The 18,420-nt window shown below is 32.5% G+C and carries 17 protein-coding genes and 1 tRNA gene; 11 read left to right on the top strand and 7 right to left on the bottom strand.

Annotated elements, in window-relative coordinates; genetic code table 11:
- Positions 1-800 precede the first annotated feature (800 nt).
- On the top strand, positions 801-1,457 hold the full coding sequence (locus ACHZDT_RS20810) for an oxidoreductase (RefSeq protein WP_394776620.1): 657 nt from the start codon (positions 801-803) through the stop codon (positions 1,455-1,457).
- A gap of 57 nt (positions 1,458-1,514) precedes the next feature.
- Here the strand turns inward: ACHZDT_RS20810 and ACHZDT_RS20805 are convergent, their stop codons facing one another.
- Positions 1,515-1,829 carry an HPF/RaiA family ribosome-associated protein gene (locus ACHZDT_RS20805; protein WP_213308187.1) on the bottom strand — a complete coding sequence of 105 codons (315 nt, stop codon included), beginning with the start codon at positions 1,827-1,829 and terminating at the stop codon, positions 1,515-1,517.
- A 567-nt stretch (positions 1,830-2,396) separates the two neighbouring features.
- Here ACHZDT_RS20805 and ACHZDT_RS20800 point away from each other — a divergent pair.
- Complete coding sequence (locus ACHZDT_RS20800; RefSeq protein WP_394776619.1) at positions 2,397-2,630, top strand: hypothetical protein; 234 nt, start codon at positions 2,397-2,399, stop codon at positions 2,628-2,630.
- 386 nt (positions 2,631-3,016) lie between these two features.
- Here ACHZDT_RS20800 and ACHZDT_RS20795 read toward each other — a convergent pair whose 3' ends face one another.
- Complete coding sequence (locus ACHZDT_RS20795) at positions 3,017-3,286, bottom strand: hypothetical protein (RefSeq protein ID WP_394776618.1); 270 nt, start codon at positions 3,284-3,286, stop codon at positions 3,017-3,019.
- Positions 3,287-3,366: 80 nt separating this feature from the next.
- On the opposite strand from ACHZDT_RS20795, the gene ACHZDT_RS20790 reads away from it, so the two are divergent.
- Entirely contained in the window at positions 3,367-3,573 is a 207-nt protein-coding gene (locus ACHZDT_RS20790) for a helix-turn-helix domain-containing protein (protein WP_394776617.1), read from the top strand.
- Positions 3,566-5,545, top strand: coding sequence for a DUF2075 domain-containing protein (locus ACHZDT_RS20785; protein WP_394776616.1), 1,980 nt, complete (start codon positions 3,566-3,568; stop codon positions 5,543-5,545). Before ACHZDT_RS20790 ends, ACHZDT_RS20785 begins: the two co-directional genes overlap by 8 nt.
- Before the next feature lie 10 nt (positions 5,546-5,555).
- Here the strand turns inward: ACHZDT_RS20785 and ACHZDT_RS20780 are convergent, their stop codons facing one another.
- Positions 5,556-5,777: a helix-turn-helix domain-containing protein gene (locus ACHZDT_RS20780; RefSeq protein WP_394776615.1), complete on the bottom strand. Its 222-nt coding sequence runs from the start codon at positions 5,775-5,777 to the stop codon at positions 5,556-5,558.
- Between the two features lie 72 nt (positions 5,778-5,849).
- Between ACHZDT_RS20780 and ACHZDT_RS20775 the strand changes: the two genes are divergently transcribed.
- Positions 5,850-6,128 carry a hypothetical protein gene (locus ACHZDT_RS20775; RefSeq protein WP_394776614.1) on the top strand — a complete coding sequence of 93 codons (279 nt, stop codon included), beginning with the start codon at positions 5,850-5,852 and terminating at the stop codon, positions 6,126-6,128.
- A 354-nt stretch (positions 6,129-6,482) separates the two neighbouring features.
- Here ACHZDT_RS20775 and ACHZDT_RS20770 read toward each other — a convergent pair whose 3' ends face one another.
- Positions 6,483-8,951, bottom strand: a complete 2,469-nt coding sequence (locus ACHZDT_RS20770) for an AsmA-like C-terminal region-containing protein (RefSeq protein WP_394776613.1) — start codon at positions 8,949-8,951, stop codon at positions 6,483-6,485.
- Positions 8,952-9,149: 198 nt separating this feature from the next.
- Here ACHZDT_RS20770 and trxA point away from each other — a divergent pair, with 198 nt between their 5' ends.
- Complete coding sequence (gene trxA / locus ACHZDT_RS20765) at positions 9,150-9,512, top strand: thioredoxin (protein WP_394776612.1); 363 nt, start codon at positions 9,150-9,152, stop codon at positions 9,510-9,512.
- 304 nt (positions 9,513-9,816) lie between these two features.
- On the opposite strand, the gene ACHZDT_RS20760 is transcribed toward trxA, so the two are convergent.
- Positions 9,817-11,898 (bottom strand): ATP-binding protein, encoded by a 2,082-nt coding sequence (locus ACHZDT_RS20760; protein ID WP_394776611.1) that lies wholly within the window; start codon positions 11,896-11,898, stop codon positions 9,817-9,819.
- On the bottom strand, positions 11,899-12,603 hold the full coding sequence (locus tag ACHZDT_RS20755) for a LytR/AlgR family response regulator transcription factor (RefSeq protein ID WP_394776610.1): 705 nt from the start codon (positions 12,601-12,603) through the stop codon (positions 11,899-11,901).
- Positions 12,604-12,805: 202 nt separating this feature from the next.
- Here ACHZDT_RS20755 and ACHZDT_RS20750 point away from each other — a divergent pair, with 202 nt between their 5' ends.
- From ACHZDT_RS20750 to ACHZDT_RS20730, 5 genes are all read left to right on the top strand, one after another.
- A complete protein-coding gene (locus tag ACHZDT_RS20750; RefSeq protein WP_394776609.1) occupies positions 12,806-13,405 on the top strand; it encodes a hypothetical protein in 600 nt (199 codons plus the stop codon).
- A 26-nt stretch (positions 13,406-13,431) separates the two neighbouring features.
- Positions 13,432-14,025: a hypothetical protein gene (locus ACHZDT_RS20745; RefSeq protein WP_394776608.1), complete on the top strand. Its 594-nt coding sequence runs from the start codon at positions 13,432-13,434 to the stop codon at positions 14,023-14,025.
- Positions 14,026-14,265: 240 nt separating this feature from the next.
- A complete protein-coding gene (locus tag ACHZDT_RS20740) occupies positions 14,266-16,842 on the top strand; it encodes a M1 family metallopeptidase (protein WP_394776607.1) in 2,577 nt (858 codons plus the stop codon).
- Positions 16,839-17,765, top strand: a complete 927-nt coding sequence (locus ACHZDT_RS20735) for a DUF58 domain-containing protein (RefSeq protein ID WP_394776606.1) — start codon at positions 16,839-16,841, stop codon at positions 17,763-17,765. The genes ACHZDT_RS20740 and ACHZDT_RS20735 overlap by 4 nt, the downstream gene beginning before the upstream one ends.
- Positions 17,766-17,851: 86 nt before the next feature.
- A tRNA-Asp gene (locus ACHZDT_RS20730) sits at positions 17,852-17,925 on the top strand.
- A 198-nt stretch (positions 17,926-18,123) separates the two neighbouring features.
- On the opposite strand, the gene ACHZDT_RS20725 is transcribed toward ACHZDT_RS20730, so the two are convergent.
- A partial coding sequence (locus ACHZDT_RS20725) for a DUF456 domain-containing protein (protein ID WP_394776605.1) occupies positions 18,124-18,420 on the bottom strand: 297 nt, incomplete at its 5' end.

Genomic DNA, 18,420 nt, shown 5'->3' with positions numbered 1-18,420 from the left:
CGCGGATAAAACAGATTTACTTCGTAAAAACGCGGATAAAAACGGATTTAATTTGCAATAATTTTATTTTTTAAAAGCTTAACTTAATGACATTGCCCGGCGTGACAACATATTTATAGAAAATAGGATGATATATTTATAGCTCCAGCGGAGCAAAATATTTATAGAAACATCGGGACGAATTTATAGAAAGTATCGCACGGTATATTTTAGCTCCAGCGGAGCGGTATATTTATAGAAAATTAAAAAACAACAACCAACAAACCCCCATCGGGGTGACATATTGAATCGTGCCAAAAATTATATTTCGCTCCGCTGGAGCAGCATATTTATAGAAAATTAAAACAACAACCAACACAACCCCATCGGGGTGACATATGAATCGTGCCAAAAATCATATTTCGCTCGGCTGAAGCTGATTTTAGTGACACATAAAAAATAGCTATAAATATGCTGCTCCGCTGGAGCTGTGAATTAAAAATTATAGGAAGTATCGCACGGTATATTTTAGCTCCAGGGGAGCGACATATTTATAGAAAATTAAAAAACAACAACCAACAAAACCGCATCGGGGTGACATATGAATCGTGCCAAAAATCATATTTCGCTCCGCTGGAGCTGTAAATTAAAAGTTACAGGTTTGTTTTTTGCCATTCCCGATTAAAGGATTAAAAAACAAAAAAAATCTGCTCAATCTGCAAAATCTGCGTGAAAAATATTTAACACATAGAAACATAGATTAATAATCTGTGAAATCTGTGGCAAAATTTTCTAACTTCGAGGAAACAAATCGCATTATTATGAAAAAAGCAATTGTATACGGAGCAAGTGGATTAGTAGGATCTTATATTCTTGAAAGTTTGCTGGATAACACAAATTACGAACAAGTTATAATTGTAGTGAGGAAAGATTTGAACGTTCAGCATCCAAAACTAAAAACAATAATTGGTGATTTTAATTCATTGCCCGAAGTTGTAAAAGACATTCAAACCGATGAAGTTTTTATCTCACTTGGAACCACAAAAAAGAAAACACCTGACGAAAAACTATATTACCAAATCGATCATGATTATCCTATTTTAGCAGCAAAATTGGCAAAAGAAAACGGAGCAAAAGCAGTCTTTTTAGTTTCGGCGATTGGAGCAAATGCAAAATCGTCGATATTTTATACCAGAACAAAAGGAGAAACCGAACAAGATATTATCAATCAAAATTTTGATCATACCCATATTTTTCGCCCTTCGATGATTTTAGGCGATAGAAAAGAAAGCCGACCTCTGGAAAAAATATTAATCGGGATATTTAAATTTATCAATCCGTTGTTTATCGGAGGAATCAGTAAATATAAAGGAATCGAAGCTCGGGATATTGCAAAATCAATGGTAAATTGTTCTGATAAACCAAGCGAGAAAGTTAAAATATTACATTGGGAAGAAATGACCAAATTGCTGAAATAAAAAATGGCATTATCTCAAATTAAGATAATGCCATTTTTATATTTTGAGATATATAAATTAATGCGCTTTCTGTTTTTCGAAAGTCGTAGTAAGTGATTTTTTTGCTTTGGCAAGAGCACCGCTAAAAGCTTTTTCAAGCGTATCGGCGTGGTCTGTAACTGTTAAAGGTTGTAAATTTGCTACACGAACTTCAATTACACATTTTTTATCATTTAAGCTGAATTTCTCTCCGTTTTCATCTCCAAAATGTACTTCAACGCGTGTTATTTTTTCTTCAAAACGCGCTAAACCTTTTTCTAATTCTTCAGAAAAATATGTAGCTAATCTTTCATGTCCTTCGATGTTCTTGTCTGTATTGATTTGAATTTTCATATGGTTTTATATTTAATGATTGTTTCTCAAAGCTATCTTAATTAGAACGAAAAGACAAGTGAGTTAATAAAACATTATGAAAAAATGTTGGAAATTTCAAGTCCTTTTTTTGTCAGACTTGGCGATTGTGAAATGTAATTATTGAATGCGGATTTAACGGATTCACTTCGTGAAAACACGCATAAAAACAGATTTTTTATTTGTTTTTTTGTCAGACTTGGCGATTTCGAAATGTTATTATTGAACGCGGATTTAACGGATTCACTTCGTGAAAACGCGGATAAGAACAGATTTTTTTATTGTGTTTTTTGTCAGGCTGAGCGGAGTCGAAGCCCCCACGCGCCAATTAGCAAATCAAAATCCGCAAACATTTTATATTCATAACGAAAATCCATACAAGTCATAAGGCTTTTTGGTATCTTCGCAGTCCTAAAATGCAAGAAATTATGAACTCAGAAAAACTTTGTGCCCGTGTGGTATGGTGGCGGTATTGGAAACAACTGCAACGCTCTTGCAGCGTAGGACACCTAAGCTATGCGGGTTTTATATTTCCTAAAATGCAAGATTATGAGTGTAAACACCCTTTCAAAAGAAACCGAATTGCGGTTAAACGAATTTTTCAACCAGGCAACAGATCCTAAAAGTTTCGCAAAAGCAATCCGAAGAGTAAATTATCTTCTCGCCATGTCTCTACTGCGAGAATGCGAAACCCTGCAAATTGATACAAAATCAGTCGAAGATGGTTATTATTGGCTCAATGAGTTAGCAGAAATTTTAAATCCTTATCTGGATGTTGAATAAGGTTTGAATAGATTAAAAGCCACTGAAAAGTGGCTTTTTTTATTTTGTGGTTTGCTTGAAAATTGTTTTATAATTTAGAAAAAACACAGTATTGCCTGCTCATTTTGTCATTCTGACGAACGAAGAATCACACAATGTTTGTCAGGCTGAGCGAAGTCGAAGTCCCGCAACAATTGTCAAGTAATCCATTTTAGATTTTCTTAATCTTAAATTTTGTTATATGTTCGCATACATCACATTTCACAAAACTATCATCATCCACAAACATATCTATTTCAATTTCGTAATCACAAACAGGACAATTGTAGATAATATCTATAAGTTTTATAGGCGGATTAAGTACAGTTGGAATTTCTAAGATTGAAAATTCTATCATGTTTTTTAAGTTAACCAAATTGTATATAATCATATATAAAATCGTTAATTTCTTCTCCTTCAGAATCAAATTTTAAAACAATTCTGGAGCATAAATTATCAGCCCAATTTTCAATTTCTTCAAAAGAAACAATGTTATTTAGAAAAGACAAAAGCTTATTTTGATCTGTAAAATCGTTTATGAACATAATAATATCTTCTTTAAAGCTATCAGCATAATTTTCATTTTGTTGAGACAAATAATTTTCTAAATGATGAATTTTTTCATTTAAGCTTAACATAAGAATTTTATTTCAAAGATAAGAAAAAACCCGACTATACTCCGTTGTTTTAGAGTCTACATTTTGCAACTTTTGTTTATATGGATATTAAGCAAAAATTCGGACTCAAAATTAAAGAGCTTAGAAAACTCAAAGGTTTATCTCAAGAAAAGTTAGCCAATTTAGCAGAGATCGATCGAACTTATTTACCGACGATTGAAAAAGGCGAAAGAAATGTTTCTATCGAAGTTGTTGAGCGATTAGCAAAAGCTTTAGAAGTAAATATAAAAGACCTATTCGATGAATAGAGCTTATTACAACAATTCTATTTGCGATTTTTGTATCGAAGATAAGGATAGTATTTATGGGAAAATTTCTGGTGAATATGATTTAAACAAATTGTCAATTCAGCAATCTAATGCATGGAAAAGTCAAATTGAAATTCTAAAAAAAACAATTTCAAATTTTAATGGAAGAGTTTATTTTGAATTTACAATCCCAAGAATGGGGAAAAGAGTTGATAATATTTTAATTATTGATAATTGCATCTTTGTTTTAGAATTTAAGATTGGCTCAAATGTATATGATAAGTATGCAAAAGATCAAGCTTTTGATTATGGTTTAGATCTGAATAATTTTCATGAAGGAAGTCATGAGAAAATTATTATACCAATTTTAATTGCTGACAAAGCGATTAATTTTAATAATGTCTACAAAAACTCTTTTGATAATTTATATGAAACTATTGTAGCAAATGAGAATAATTTAGCTGAAGTTATATCTGAAACCTTATCAAAATTTAAAATCTCGGAAATTATAAATGTTGAAACTTGGGAAAATTCAATATATAAACCAACACCAACAATTATAGAAGCGGCTACAGCTTTATATAAAAAACATAATGTCTCTGAAATATCAAGAAGTGATTCTGGGGCAGAAAATTTATCTGTTACCTCAGAATGTATTTCTGAAATTATTGATTATTCGAAAAATAAAAGTAGAAAATCAATTTGCTTTATAACTGGAGTTCCTGGAGCAGGAAAAACATTAGCAGGATTAAATATTGCAAATTTGCGATCTAATTATGCAGAAGAAGAACATGCTGTTTTTCTTTCAGGTAATGGTCCTTTGGTTGATGTTTTGCGTGAAGCTTTAGCAAGAGATAAAGTTAAAACTGCTAAAGATGAAAACTCGACTATCACAAAATCTTTAGCTAGTTCACAAGTAAAATCATTTATTCAAAATATTCATCATTTTAGAGATGCTTCAATAAAAGATGAAAAAGCTCCAATTGAAAAGGTAACTATTTTTGATGAAGCTCAAAGAGCTTGGACAAGGGAACAAGCATCAAGTTTCATGAAAAGAAATAAAGGAATATCAGATTTTAATAAATCAGAACCTGAATTTCTTATCGAAGTGATGGATAGACATAAAGATTGGTGTACAATTGTTTGTTTGATTGGAGGAGGACAAGAAATAAACACAGGAGAAGCTGGTTTAGAAGAATGGATTAGACCGTTTTCAAATAAGTTTCAAGATTGGGATATTTATTATTCATCTAAAATTGTTGAAGATGAAAACTATATCAAAGACAAAGAAGTGTTGATTATTTTAGATAATAAAAAAGCAATTAAGAAAGATGAATTGCATTTATCGGTTTCGTTAAGATCATTTAGAAGTGCTCAATTATCTAGCTTTATTCAAGAAATAATAGATAATAATATTGAAAACGCTAAAGAAATCTATGAGCTTTTTATTAAAGAATATTATCCAATTAAGATAACTCGTGACTTAAATAAAGCTAGAAATTGGTTAAAAATCACAGCAAAAGGATCAGAAAGAACTGGAATTGTAGCTTCATCAGGAGGAATTCGCTTAAGACCTTTTGGATTAAATGTAAAAGCAAAAATTGATGCTCCAATTTGGTTTTTAAATGAAAATAATGATATTCGTTCTTCGTATTTTCTTGAGGAAGTTGCTACGGAATTTGATATTCAAGGATTAGAGTTAGATTGGACTTGTGTTGCTTGGGATGGAGATTTATTCTATGACAATAATCAATGGAACTATAGGAAATTTAAAGGAACAAAGTGGCAAAATATTAATAGTCCGGAAATTGTGAATTATTTGATTAATTCCTATCGAGTTTTATTGACAAGAGCTAGACAAGGAATGATAATTTATATTCCTTTTGGAAATAATGAAGATATTACAAGGCCAGAATTTATGTATGATGGAACTTTTGAGTTTTTCAAATCGTTAGGAATAGGAGAAATATAAATTCTCTCCTTCATTTCTTGAAAGTTTTAGTATTAAAAAAATCTTCAAAATCAGTATCAAGGGCGGCAAGTATTTTTTCTATAATTTCTATTGAAACATTTCTTTTACCCTTTTCTATATCAGAGATATAAGTTCTGTCTATATTAGAAATATTGGCTAAATACTCGATTGAGTATCCTTTTTGTTGTCGACGTTCTTTCACTTCAAAACCGAATTTGTCTTTGATATTCATAGGTTGAAAATACAGCTTTATTCTTACAAAAAATTGATGTCAATTAATAATAGTTTTAAAAGTATGAAATGCATGAAAAATAAAACAAATAAAATAATTGCGATTTTAATCATTATCGTAAATCTCTATCTTATTCCTGTTTCGGTTTCTGTAATGCTTTCGCATGGTGGTCCTGCAGGTGCTTCTTACTGGATTTTACCATTTAGTATTTTAATAAATTTATTTTTTGTGCCAGCTGTTTTATCATTTCAAAAGAATTTTGAACTGCGAGTTTCGAGAATTAATGAAGTTGGAATTCAAGTGATTGTACTAATATTTATTTTAGGAATCTTGTCAATATATTTTGTTTAATTCCTATTGAATAGGATAAACTTCTTATGAAACCAAAAGCCCTAGCCCTGATGGAAACGGCATCCTTTTGTGGCGGGGTTCGCCACAAAAGATATAGTGGACAGCAGGAAATTGCTCCTGAAAATTGAAATTCCAATATTTTTAAATTCCAAATTCCAAAAACTCTTCGACTTCGCTCAGAGTGACAATTCTTTGGCGATTTTCTAGTGCGATCTCTCCTTCGTCGAGATGACAAGATTGTGTAAATAGATGGTTGTTTTTTTTCTGGCGAGTGACAAATCTTTGGCGAGTTTCTATTGTGATTTCTCTCTTTGATCGAAATGACAAGATTTAGTTGAAGAATTGAAAATAAGTTTATTTCTCTTTATCCTTCTTCCCCCATTTAATTTTCATTTTTCCTTCGTCATCCAGCGCAATTAAATGCAGGACAATTCCTCGGTCGCGAACGGCGTCACGTTCGGTTTGGGTGGCGAGGTTGATATCGTTTTTTGAGTTTCGGAGTGGGATTGTGAGGGCGAGATTTGTGCCTCGGCCAAAGGAATAAATACCTTCGGCATCGAGGTTTAAAACGCTGGAACTAATGGTGAAATTATTAACATCGATTTGTTCTCCGCGTAATTTTAGCGTGCCGGATAAATCGCTGAACGTGATGTTTTTGACATCACGAAACGGAAAAGCAAATTTGCCAATTTTTACAATAGGTTCAAAGTCTAACAAAGCACCCTGATTGACGTTGAATGTCAAATTACCGTGCATAGAATTTGTGATCAACGCGCCATTGCCGTTGATAAAACCGGTGACATTTGCCTGACTGCTCAATCGCCCTTTGATGTTGCCGGGATTAAATGACGTAACGCCAAAGTTGTTAAACGAGCGCAGGAAAATGGCGATATCAACGCGATTTACTTTTGCGTTTGAACTAAAAGCAAAGTTTTTTCCGCTTGGTTTTACTTCGCTGTTAAAGGTGATGCTTCCGCCGGAAGTTTGCAACGAACCGTTTTTTATTACTAATCTGGAATCTATCATCTGGACGGTTGCAGTTGTATTTGTTGCGGTTAATTTATTGTAATTGATTTTGTCGGCTTTGATGTCGATTACTACAGCACATTTGTCGATTGCGGTTCGTATTTGATTTGAAATTGTGGTTCGTTTCGTGTTTTTTGCCGTAGCTTTTGTTTTTTGTGAAGTTGCCAAAACTCCTAAAAATTGTTTGAGATCAATATTAGGACAATAGATTTTCCAGTTTACGATCATTTTTTCGGGCGCGTCATAATAAAGATTTAGGAAATTGTCGATTTTTCCTTCAATAAAAATTGTATTCTTATTGTGTTTATAAGCAATTTGTTTGATAAGTAAGGCTTTCTCGGTAAAATCAAGATGAAGGTTGGTTTTTATGGCATGAACATTCTTTGGGATATAATGAAACGATGCGTCATCAACATCTATTTTGCCAATAAAACGTGGTTTTGTAATGTATAAATCGACAATATCAAACTGAAATTTCAGGTTGGCTTTTGCGTGACCATCTGTAAACTGAATCCATTTGTCGTTGCTGATTTCGTTGAGTCTTTCTACATCAAAATCTGAACTTACGTTTCCGGTTGCAACTGGTTTTTCGAGATTGTTAATGGATAATTGCGGAATCGTAAGCGGAATGTTTTCATATTCTCCCGAAAATTTCGTTAATATAATTGCCGAATTTGCATCGTTATAACCTTCTTTTGGTTTGAAATTATTGGTAAAAATGCCTTTAAAATTACATTTTTTTATTAATCCGTCAGGAATACTCAATTCGTTGTCTTTTATGATGGCCTGAACGACAATTCGTGGATCTCCTTCGGCATTAAAATCGCCTTTGATGTCGCAATTAACATCAATGGGTTTACTTAAATTGAATCGGTTTAGTTTAGAACTGATATTTGCCGATAACACATTCGACGCATTTTGCCATAAAATAGAAGTCCCAATATTGATCCCGAAAAGTGCATTTCCTTCGGCTAAATTAAAAAAAGCGGTAATGTCAAATGAGTCAGTTCCTATTTTTAGATTTCGGGTTACGACATCAATTTTTTCTTTTTCGGAGGAATATGAAACAGTAAAAGTTCCTTTGAGTTCTTTTTGTTTTGCAAAACTTCCGTGAACGGTATTAAATGCTAAACTTTTTATTTGAGTGTCCAGAAAAACATCCGTTTGCCAATCGTTTCCCTCATAATCTACTTTTGTATTTAAACTTTCAACATCAAAATCAAACAATTTATGTCCCAGTTTATTGTCCAAAATAAAATGAACATTGTTGAGGTCGATTTGGTCAATTGTAGTTTCGGTTTCTGATTTGTCTACGGGAGATTTTTTCTTTTTTGGTTTGAAAATATTAGCGTTCGAATATCCGTTTTCGGCTTTATAAACATAAATGTCCGCGTTGTTAATCAGGATTTTATGAATGTTGATTTCGTTTTGTATTAAACTCCAAACGTTCAAACGGGCTTCGATTTCTTTGGCTTTTAATAAAGTATGTTTGTGCGTTGCCCATTGATTGTCTTTGAGTTCAACATCTTTTAAAGCCAAAGTAAAATTGGGAAATCCGGTTAAAAACTTATAATGAAAATCGCCAACATGAAATTTTCCGTTAATATTTTCATTGATTTTTGTGTTGATCTTGGCGATGATTTCGGTTTTATTTCGGTTAAAATAAATCGATAATCCTCCGCAGGCAATTAACAGTAAACCAATAAGTCCTAAAATAAAAAAGCCAAAACGCTTGGCATATTTTTTAAAACGAACGGATTGGAAAAAGTTTTTTATATGAAGTAAAGTTGTGGTCATCTGGAAGAATTTCTGGATTATTAAAGATAAGGTAAAAAACTGAAGTTATTCTAAAAAGATGATCTTCAATATATTGTAATTTAAAACTTACAATTTTAAAACATGGGATTAATATAATAAATGACAATGCATTTATAATTAAAACTAATTTAAGAATGGTGTTTCATTAGTATTTAATTTTTAAATTTGTACTCTAGTTTGAAACGAAACAATTCAGACAATAATTTTAAAAGACAAGAAATTATGGCATTAGCAATAACAGATGCTACTTTTGATGAAGTAGTTTTGAAATCAGATAAACCAGTAATGGTAGATTTTTGGGCAGCATGGTGCGGTCCTTGTAGAATGGTTGGTCCAATTATTGACCAAATCAGCGAAGAATACGCAGGTAAAGTAGTTGTTGGTAAAGTCGATGTTGATGCTAACCAGGAATTTGCTGCAAAATATGGTGTGCGTAACATACCTACTGTTTTGGTTTTTCATAACGGTGAAGTAGTAGGAAAACAAGTAGGAGTTGCTCCGAAACAAACCTACGCAGATAGTTTAGACGCTTTGTTGTAATCGTAAGATTATAATTTATATAAAAAAGGTTTGGCGAAAGTCAAGCCTTTTTTATGTTTTAAGGTTTTTTGCCACAGATTATATAGATTAAAAAAGGATTTTTTTTGCCTCGAATTTCACGAATTAGCACGAATTTATTTAATTTTTTTTACCGCAAATTTCACAAATTTTCACAAATTATTTATTTGATACGGCTAAATTTTTCACGCAGATTAAAGCAGATTTATTTTTGATATTAATTATTAATTTACGTACATCTGCTTAAATCTTTCAAAATCTGCGTGAAAAAAAATAATTAGTGTAATTAGTGGCAAACTTTAATAGTAAATGTAGTTCCTGAATCTTGTTGAGAGTTCACTTCGATTTTGCAATTTATGGCGGTTGCAAGATCCCTGATTAAATGTAATCCTAAACCGGATTTGATTCCTATAACTTCTGAGTCGTCGTATAAAGCTTTGAATTGTTCCTGAGTTCCGCCTTTGCCATTATCTGTGATCGAAATGTGAGTTTGATTGTTTTCATTCCAGGCTTTCCAGATTATTTTTCCGTTTTGTGTTTTATCCAGCGCTTTTATGGCGTTTCCGGTTAAGTTTCTAATGATGGTTTTTAGATAATTTTCATCGGTATTTAAAAGGATGTTTTCAGGATCTTCAAATGAAATTTTTATGTTTTCGATACTTGAAAAGTGCTTTTGACTTTCTTCGAATATTGTAGAAAGTGCTATTTTTTGAAAATTCGGTTTAAAGTTTTCCATTTGTCCTTTGCTCCACAATAAAATATCTTCCATTGAGGTTAATAAATTCTCGGCTCCGGTAATTACTTTGGTTTGCATTCGTAAAGCTGTGGCTTCGTCAATGAGTTCCGGGCTTTCTTTTTGAAGATGTAAAAAGTGAATTAAATTCGAAACCGGACTTCTTAAATCATGGTTCAAAATACTAAAAAATCTCGCTTTTATTTTATTGGCTTCGTCGAGTTCCTGATTCAAAACCTGTAACTTCTGATTGGTTTTTTTACGGTTTTGATTCTGTTTGAACAATAATAATCCAATGATTCCCACGAGAATTAATCCGGAAATTAAAAAGAAACGCTGCTTTTTAGCTTCCTGAATTTGAATATTATTGATCGTATTTTGAGTCGAAAGAGTTTTTATTTCCTGTCCTTTGGTTTTGTTTTGGTAATGAGCTTCGGCATTTGCAATACTTTGTTTTGCTGATTCCTGCATCATTTCGTCACTATATTTGCTATAGATTTCGTTGTAATAAAATGCTTCTTTCCAGAGACCTAATGCGGCATAACTTTGAGATAATTTTTTGTTGATGTTTACAAACGATTCTTTGTCATAATTTAAGGCATTTGTTGAAGCTTTTTTTAAGGTTTCAATGGCTTTTTTATAATCGCCTTTTTCATATAAAACATTTCCCATTATGGTATTTGCTTCCATGATAATATCTCCGTCATTTGATTTTTGTCCCAATAAAACCGCCTTTTTAGCATAATTATAAGCTACGTTTATTTTTCCTTCATTTACATAATATTCAGACATGCTTCTGTTGGCAAAACTCAAATTAAGGAATAAGGAATCTTTTTCAGAAGGAAGTGTATAAATTAGTTTATAATATTTTTGAACACTGTCCAGTTTCTTTTCGGCTACAAAACATTGCATGTAATAATTACACGAAAAAGCACTTATGTATGGAGACGTTTTTATATAAGGTTTTGCGTCGTTTAAGTATTCAATGGCTTTGTCAAATTGCTTCATTTTAATATATGCGCTGGCAATCTGGCTGTATGAAACTCCAATGTTTTCTGTATTTGAAATACTTTTTTTGAGCAATTTTTTATACGTTATTGCCTTTAATTGATATCCGATAAATTTTTCATATTCAGAATAATCAAGATAATATTCTCCCAAACTGCCATTCAGGACAGATTGTGTGTATGTGTTTTTTGTAGTGTCAAGAACCTTTTTTATATATTGTATTAAATTTTCTCTTTTAATAGTATCATTCAAAGAATAATAAATATAGTTGAGACGCATCAAAGCTGAAGTTTGATTTTTAAGATGTTTGATACTTTTGGAGTATTTCAGCGAAAGCTCATAATTAACCAATGCTTTTTGATATTGGTTATTGCTAAATTCGTAAGCAAGACCTTTGTAGAGATAAAATCTACTCAAATAAGCAGGATTGTTTTTAGAAATGCTAATTCCTTTTTCTGCAATAACTAAAAGTTTTGAATAATCTTCTAAGTCAATAATTTCATCCGCATAATTCATCCAGACTTTTAGTTTTTCATCTAAACTTTTATAGCGTGCTAAATTAGGTTCTTGCTGTGCGAAAACAGAAAAAATGGTAAAAAACAGCAATAAAATCCAAACTTTTTTCATTTAGAATAAGTTTAGGTTTTCTTTATAACTTCTTCCAACGGGAATCGAGACATTGTTATTTAAAATAATTTCGGTTGAATTTATCTTTTGGATAAATTGTTTCTGAACCGCATAACTTCTATGAATTCTGATAAAAGATTGAAAATGATCTTCTTTCAAAAGATTACCAATACTCGATAAAACGCAATGTCTTTTTTTATCGGTAATAATCAAAGTATAATCTTTTAAGGCTTCGAGATATAATATTTCATGCAATTTGACTTTCGTTTGTTCGTGACCTTCTTTAATATAAATAGTATCGCCGCCAATACTGGCTTCAAAAAGAGAAGCTTTGAGTTTAATTTCCATAAACTCTTCGATTCTGCTTACAGTTTGTGCAAAGCGATCGAGTTTTAATGGTTTTACGATAAAGTCTAAAGTTTCAATCTCAAAACTTTCAACGGCATGTTCAGGATGTGCGGTTATAAAAATACAAACCGGAATTTCTAATGTTTTTTTTCTGAATTCAATTCCGTTTAAACCCGGCATATCGATGTCCAGAAATAAAATGTCCACTTTTTGTTTTTCGATAAACGGAAGCGCATCTTCAGCCGATTCAAAAACACCTAAAATGTCCAGAATCGGGAATTTCTTGGCAAACGATAATACCGTAAGTCTGTCTATTTCGTCATCATCAACAATAATACACGAGTATTTTTTGGTCATTTAATTTGGTTTTACGTCGTCTGTCTATTTAAAATGTTGTTCGTCTATTAGTGGTTTTTCTACTGAATTTAATCCTGCAAATTTGTCTCGTAATTAAGTCATCAAATAAAAAGAAACCTTCTTTAATTAACAGGTGACTTTTACAAAAATAATGTTATTGAATTAAATAAGAATCATTTAGCCAAATTTAAAACCAATTATTATGAAAATTTTTAAAACCATTTTTACACTTTTATTAGTTGCAATTTTTACAATCTCATGCAGCAGCGATGACGGCGAAAAAGGAATTGACGGAATCAATGGAATCGACGGAAAAAACGGAGTTGACGGTAAAGCCGGAGTCGATGGAAAAGCCGGCGTTGACGGAAAAGCTGGAGATACAGGATCAGCAAATGTTATTTACAGCAAATGGATTACAGCTCCAGTAGCTGTTGCAGAAACAATTGACGGATCTCCAGGAATGTCAACCTCTATTGTTGCGCCGGAATTATCAGAGGATATTCTTGCAAAAGGAACCATTTTAGTTTATATGTCATTTGGGTCAGGAACTTTTACATTGCCATATACTTCAAATGCAGGCGGAACAACCAATACAATCACAGCTATTTCTACGGCAAAGAAAATCAAATTATTCAGATTTACACATAGCGGAGTAGGAACGGTGAATATTCCAACAAGTCTTAGCTGGCGTTATATTTTGATTCCTGGTGGTGTTGCCGCTGCAACAGGAAAAGGTGTAAAACTTGATTATTCTAAAATGAGTTATCCAGAGGTTTGTGCGCATTTTAATATTCAACAATAGTAAGGAACTATTCAAACCAAATTATTATGAAAACTTTAAAAACCATTTTCACCATTTTAGCCGTTGCGATTTTAACTATTTCATGCAGCAGTGATGATGACAAAGCAGATCCAATTGTATATAATGCCGAGAATCCTCTCGATTTGTATTTGTCAGGTTCAGGATTTAACCAAAAATCAATAGACTTAAAAGATGCAGGAATGTATGAATATGGTTTTAGCTTTAAACCCACTGTAAACGGTAAAATAACTTCCTTTTTTGCAAAAATTCCAGATGTAAATGTCAATTTAAGAATTACTTTATGGGATGTTGCGACAAAAACAGTTATAAAATCTGAAACTATGAATGTGTCTATTGCGAATATGTCTTTTCAAAAAACCATAGTTCCAATTCCGTTAGTCAAAGACAAAGAGTATTTTTTAACAGTAAATAGTGATGACTGGATCAAAAGAACAAAAACGGACGGATCTGCAACAACTTATCCTATTATAGCAGGAAATATCACTATTACAGGATATGCTTATATTTCCAGTACGGCAGCACAAACTCTTTTCCCTACAAGTTCGAGTAACACTTATTATGCCGGCGATACGAGTTTTTTATTTCAACAAACTGAATAATTTTTTTAATATTTCGAATTAGTATGTTTGAAAAAGGTCTGGCAGTAGTCAGGCCTTTTTTTGTTTTATATTTAGACCTGACAGGTTTTTAAAACCTGTCAGGTCTAATCCAATATAATTAGTGCTAATTATTGAAATTCGTAGCAACCTTTTTTGAGATATCAAAATAAATAATTCGGGCTATTCGTGAAATTAGTGGCTGACTTTTTTTAATTTTAACGAATCTTATATTCCCTTAAAATGAAAATTTTCTACAGCCTTCTTTGTTTTCTTGCAATTGCTTCAAATAGTTTTTCTCAATCTCAGTCAAAAGAAAATCTTTTTTTAGAGAATGGCGTTTCTGAACAAATGGCCATTTTTAGAAAAAAACAAATTTCTGATGTTATTTACCAATTAAATTTTGAAATTCCGAAGCAAAAACAGCAAGAAATCAATTCAGATCTTACTTTGAAACTAACAATTTCAGATCTGAGCGAACCTTTGTATTTAGATTTTAAAGAAAAAACTTCAAATATAAAATCAATTCAGGTAAACGGAAAAAATACAGTTATTGTTCATGAAAAAGGACATATTGTTATCGCTTCAAAAAATCTAATTTTAGGAAAAAACACAGTTGCGATTTCATTTATCGCAGGAAATTTATCATTAAACAGAAACGATGATTTTTTATATACCTTATTGGTTCCTGATCGCGCGAGTACATTATTCCCTTGTTTCGATCAGCCTAATATTAAGGCAACTTATAAGTTGAGTTTAATGGTTCCTAAAGATTGGTCAGTTTTGGCTGGAGCCGATGTTAAAGAGAAAGTAGAGAAAGGCGATTTTATAAGTTACTCTTTTGGAGAATCAGATAAAATGAGTACTTATTTATTTTCTTTCGTTGCCGGAAAATTTAAAACTGTAACGCAGAAACCCGGAAATCTAGAAATGACAATGCTATATCGCGAAAATAATGCAGAGAAATTCCGCGTAAGCGTAGATACTATTTTTAATTTACACCAACAATCGATAGACTTTTTAGAAAAATATACTAATTATAAATTTCCTTTTCAGAAGTTGGATTTTGCTTCGATTCCTGTTTTTCAATATGGCGGAATGGAACATGTTGGCGCAATTCAATATCGTGAATCGACTTTGTTTCTTGATAATAGCGCCACAGACAGCGAGAAATTAGATCGTGCAAAATTGATTGCGCACGAAACTTCGCATATGTGGTTTGGCGATTTGGTTACTATGAAATGGTTTGATGATGTCTGGATGAAAGAAGTTTTCGCCAATTTTATGGCAGACAAAATCATGAACCCAATTTTTCCAAAAGTCAATCATAATCTACAGTTTATAAACGCTCATTATTCCAGCGCTTACGCCGAAGATCGTTCGTTAGGCACACATCCTATAAAACAAAATCTGGCAAATCTTAAAGATGCCGGCTCACTTTACGGAGCCATTATTTATAATAAAGCGCCAATAATGATGCGCCAATTAGAAACTTCGATGGGACAAGAAGCTTTCCAGAAAGGGATCGAAAAATACATTAAAAAATACGCAAACGAAAATGCCGACTGGAACAATCTTGTCGAAATTCTTGATGCCGAAACTCCGCTGGATATGCAAAAATGGAGTAAAGTCTGGGTGAATCAATCCGGAAGAGCCATTTTTACAGATAAAATAGAATACGACGCTAAAAAAAATATCAAAAAGTTCGAAATAAACCAACAAGCCGAAGATAAATCAGATAATGTTTGGCCTCAAATTTTTGATATTGGTTTGGTTTATCCGGATCAGGTAAAAGTGATCAATGTTAATATTACAGAGAAAAATATAGTGATAAAAGAAGCTATTGGACTTCAAAAACCAATTGCGGTGAATTATAATTATAATGGTTTTGGTTACGGCGTTTTTCCGCTTGACGGGAATACTATAGAATCTGTTTTGAGTTTGAAAGATGAGGTTGCAAGAGCTTCAACTTACATCAATATTTATGAAAATACCTTAACGGGAAATGTTGCGCCAATCCAAGCTTTTAATTGTTTTATAAAAGGAATTCAGCAAGAAGAAAACGAATTGGTTCTGAAGATTATTACCAATCAAACAAGTTCAATTTATTGGAAATTCCTAACCGAAAAACAGCAAAGCAAAGTTCAAAAGCAACTTGAAGATGTTGTTTATGCACGTTTACAGGCTAATTTGCCAAGTAATATCAAAAAGACATTGTTCAATTTATTCAGCTCGATTGCCTATTCAGATTCTGGCAAAGCCAAATTATATGCAATTTGGAATAAAGAAAATGTAATTCAAAGCTTAAAGTTAAACGAAGACGATTATACTAATATGGCAATGAATTTGGCTATATTTAAACATGCAAAAGCAGATGAAATCCTGAATAAAACCAAAAAAACAATCACAAATCCGGACAAACAAAAGCGATTTGAGTTTTTACTTCCTTCGTTATCTAAACATGAATTGGTTCGTAATGCTTTTGTAAAATCATTGAAAAATGATGAAAACAGAGAAAAAGAATCCTGGGTTACTGTAGGTTTGGCGAATATTAATCATCCTTTACGTCAGGAAAGTGCACAAAAGTATATCAGATTTTCATTAGATTTGGTCGAAGAAATTCAGAGAACAGGAGATATTTTCTTCCCGAAAGATTGGTTGAATAATACAATTGGAAAATATTCATCGAAATATGCTTTTGATGAAGTACAGCGATTCTTAAAAGAAAACCCTAATTTTAGTCCAATTCTGAAAAGGAAATTATTGCAGGCGACAGACGGTTTGTACCGCGCACAAAATATTAAAAAAGAAACCGAATGAAAATCGAATCGGAAATAGAGAAAGTTTCAAGTTTTCAGCATCTCGAAATGCTGGCAAATCAGGTTGTAGAAGGTTTTATATCCGGAATGCACAAAAGTCCGTTTCATGGATTTTCCGCTGAATTTGCAGAGCATAAAGTGTATAATGCCGGAGAAAGTACCAAACATATCGATTGGAAATTATTTGCCAAAACTGATCGTTTGTACACGAAACGTTACGAGGAAGAAACGAATATGCGTTGTCATCTTATTGTTGATAATTCGTCGTCGATGCATTATCCCGAACTAAAATCGAATCAGCCTTTTTATGAAAAAAAGATTGGTTTTGCCGTTTTGGCGTCGGCAGTTTTAATGAATATCTTAAAGAAACAACGCGATGCCGTAGGTTTAAGCGTTTTCTCAGATAATTACGAATATTATGCGCCAGAAAAAGGAAGCGATCGTCATCATAGAATGCTGCTCAATAAACTGGAGCAATTATTAGAACAGCCAAAAGTCAAAAAAACGACCGACACAATTACGTATTTGCATCAAATTGCAGAGAAAATGCATCGCCGTTCGATGATTATCATATTTACAGATATGTTTCAGTCCGAAGATGATGAAAAGCTTTTTAATGCCTTGCAACATCTTAAACATAATAAACATAAAGTAGTTTTATTTCATGTGGTAGATAATGAAACAGAGCTGAAATTTGACTTTGATAACACGCCAAGAAAGTTTATTGACTTAGAATCGGGTGAAGAAGTATCTATTTTTGCCGATAATGTTAAAGTTGAGTATGAAAAAAGGGCAGAGAAATACTTTAAAAAATTAGCTTTGACTTGCGCAAAGAACCAAATTAAGTACGTTCCGGTTAATGTTGGTGATAATTTTGAAAAAATATTGACTACATATTTAGTTGAAAAACAAAACTTTGGCTAATAATTTAAAAATATATTTAATTTTTTTTAGCAAAACACTTGCAGAAATGAAATTCTGTACTATCTTTGCAACCGCAATAACGCAGAGGTTTGGTAGTTCAGTTGGTTAGAATACATGCCTGTCACGCATGGGGTCGCGGGTTCGAGTCCCGTCCAGACCGCAATATTGGGGAAAGCCTTTCGTAACAGAAAGGCTTTTTTGCCCCTTTAAGGTTTTTAACGTTAGTTGTGTTGTTTGCTACGAATTTGTAACTCGTAGCGGGTTTAGTAGTTAGACCAATGAAAAGCTTTCCACTCTGGTGGATAGCTTTTTTGATTTTAAAGTAGGTTCGTTTGCTGAATAAAGAATCTAAATCACTTTAAAAGAGCTCGGATTTATGTTGCCAAACAATCCACAAAAACAATCCCAAATACAGTACGCAAAGTATAAATTTCATGAAGCTTGATGCTAGAAAGCCTATGAACGAACCTACGGCTGCTTTCAAAGCCCGTTTGTGATCATTGAGATCAAATATAAGCTCACCTATCAATGCGCCAATAAAAGGTCCAATAAGGAAGCCAAAAGGGATTGGAGCAAGAATACCAACGATTAATCCAATAGTAGTACCCCATACCCCATAAGAGCTGCCGCCAAATTTTTTAGTGCCTTTGGCTGG

This window comes from Flavobacterium sp. (assembly GCF_043722275.1).
Classification (GTDB): domain Bacteria; phylum Bacteroidota; class Bacteroidia; order Flavobacteriales; family Flavobacteriaceae; genus Flavobacterium.
This window is presented reverse-complemented; position numbering and strand designations above follow the sequence as displayed.

What these genes read in the sequence shown, in the direction of transcription:
- ACHZDT_RS20760 (WP_394776611.1), bottom strand. Translation starts at nt 11,898, where the DNA reads ATGAAAAAAGTTTGGATTTTATTGCTGTTTTTTACCATTTTTTCTGTT.
- ACHZDT_RS20795 (WP_394776618.1), bottom strand. Translation starts at nt 3,286, where the DNA reads ATGTTAAGCTTAAATGAAAAAATTCATCATTTAGAAAATTATTTGTCT.
- ACHZDT_RS20805 (WP_213308187.1), bottom strand. Translation starts at nt 1,829, where the DNA reads ATGAAAATTCAAATCAATACAGACAAGAACATCGAAGGACATGAAAGA.
- ACHZDT_RS20735 (WP_394776606.1), top strand. Translation starts at nt 16,839, where the DNA reads ATGAAAATCGAATCGGAAATAGAGAAAGTTTCAAGTTTTCAGCATCTC.
- ACHZDT_RS20780 (WP_394776615.1), bottom strand. Translation starts at nt 5,777, where the DNA reads ATGAATATCAAAGACAAATTCGGTTTTGAAGTGAAAGAACGTCGACAA.
- ACHZDT_RS20755 (WP_394776610.1), bottom strand. Translation starts at nt 12,603, where the DNA reads ATGACCAAAAAATACTCGTGTATTATTGTTGATGATGACGAAATAGAC.
- ACHZDT_RS20810 (WP_394776620.1), top strand. Translation starts at nt 801, where the DNA reads ATGAAAAAAGCAATTGTATACGGAGCAAGTGGATTAGTAGGATCTTAT.
- ACHZDT_RS20800 (WP_394776619.1), top strand. Translation starts at nt 2,397, where the DNA reads ATGAGTGTAAACACCCTTTCAAAAGAAACCGAATTGCGGTTAAACGAA.
- ACHZDT_RS20745 (WP_394776608.1), top strand. Translation starts at nt 13,432, where the DNA reads ATGAAAACTTTAAAAACCATTTTCACCATTTTAGCCGTTGCGATTTTA.
- ACHZDT_RS20775 (WP_394776614.1), top strand. Translation starts at nt 5,850, where the DNA reads ATGAAAAATAAAACAAATAAAATAATTGCGATTTTAATCATTATCGTA.
- ACHZDT_RS20770 (WP_394776613.1), bottom strand. Translation starts at nt 8,951, where the DNA reads ATGACCACAACTTTACTTCATATAAAAAACTTTTTCCAATCCGTTCGT.
- ACHZDT_RS20790 (WP_394776617.1), top strand. Translation starts at nt 3,367, where the DNA reads ATGGATATTAAGCAAAAATTCGGACTCAAAATTAAAGAGCTTAGAAAA.
- ACHZDT_RS20785 (WP_394776616.1), top strand. Translation starts at nt 3,566, where the DNA reads ATGAATAGAGCTTATTACAACAATTCTATTTGCGATTTTTGTATCGAA.
- ACHZDT_RS20750 (WP_394776609.1), top strand. Translation starts at nt 12,806, where the DNA reads ATGAAAATTTTTAAAACCATTTTTACACTTTTATTAGTTGCAATTTTT.
- ACHZDT_RS20740 (WP_394776607.1), top strand. Translation starts at nt 14,266, where the DNA reads ATGAAAATTTTCTACAGCCTTCTTTGTTTTCTTGCAATTGCTTCAAAT.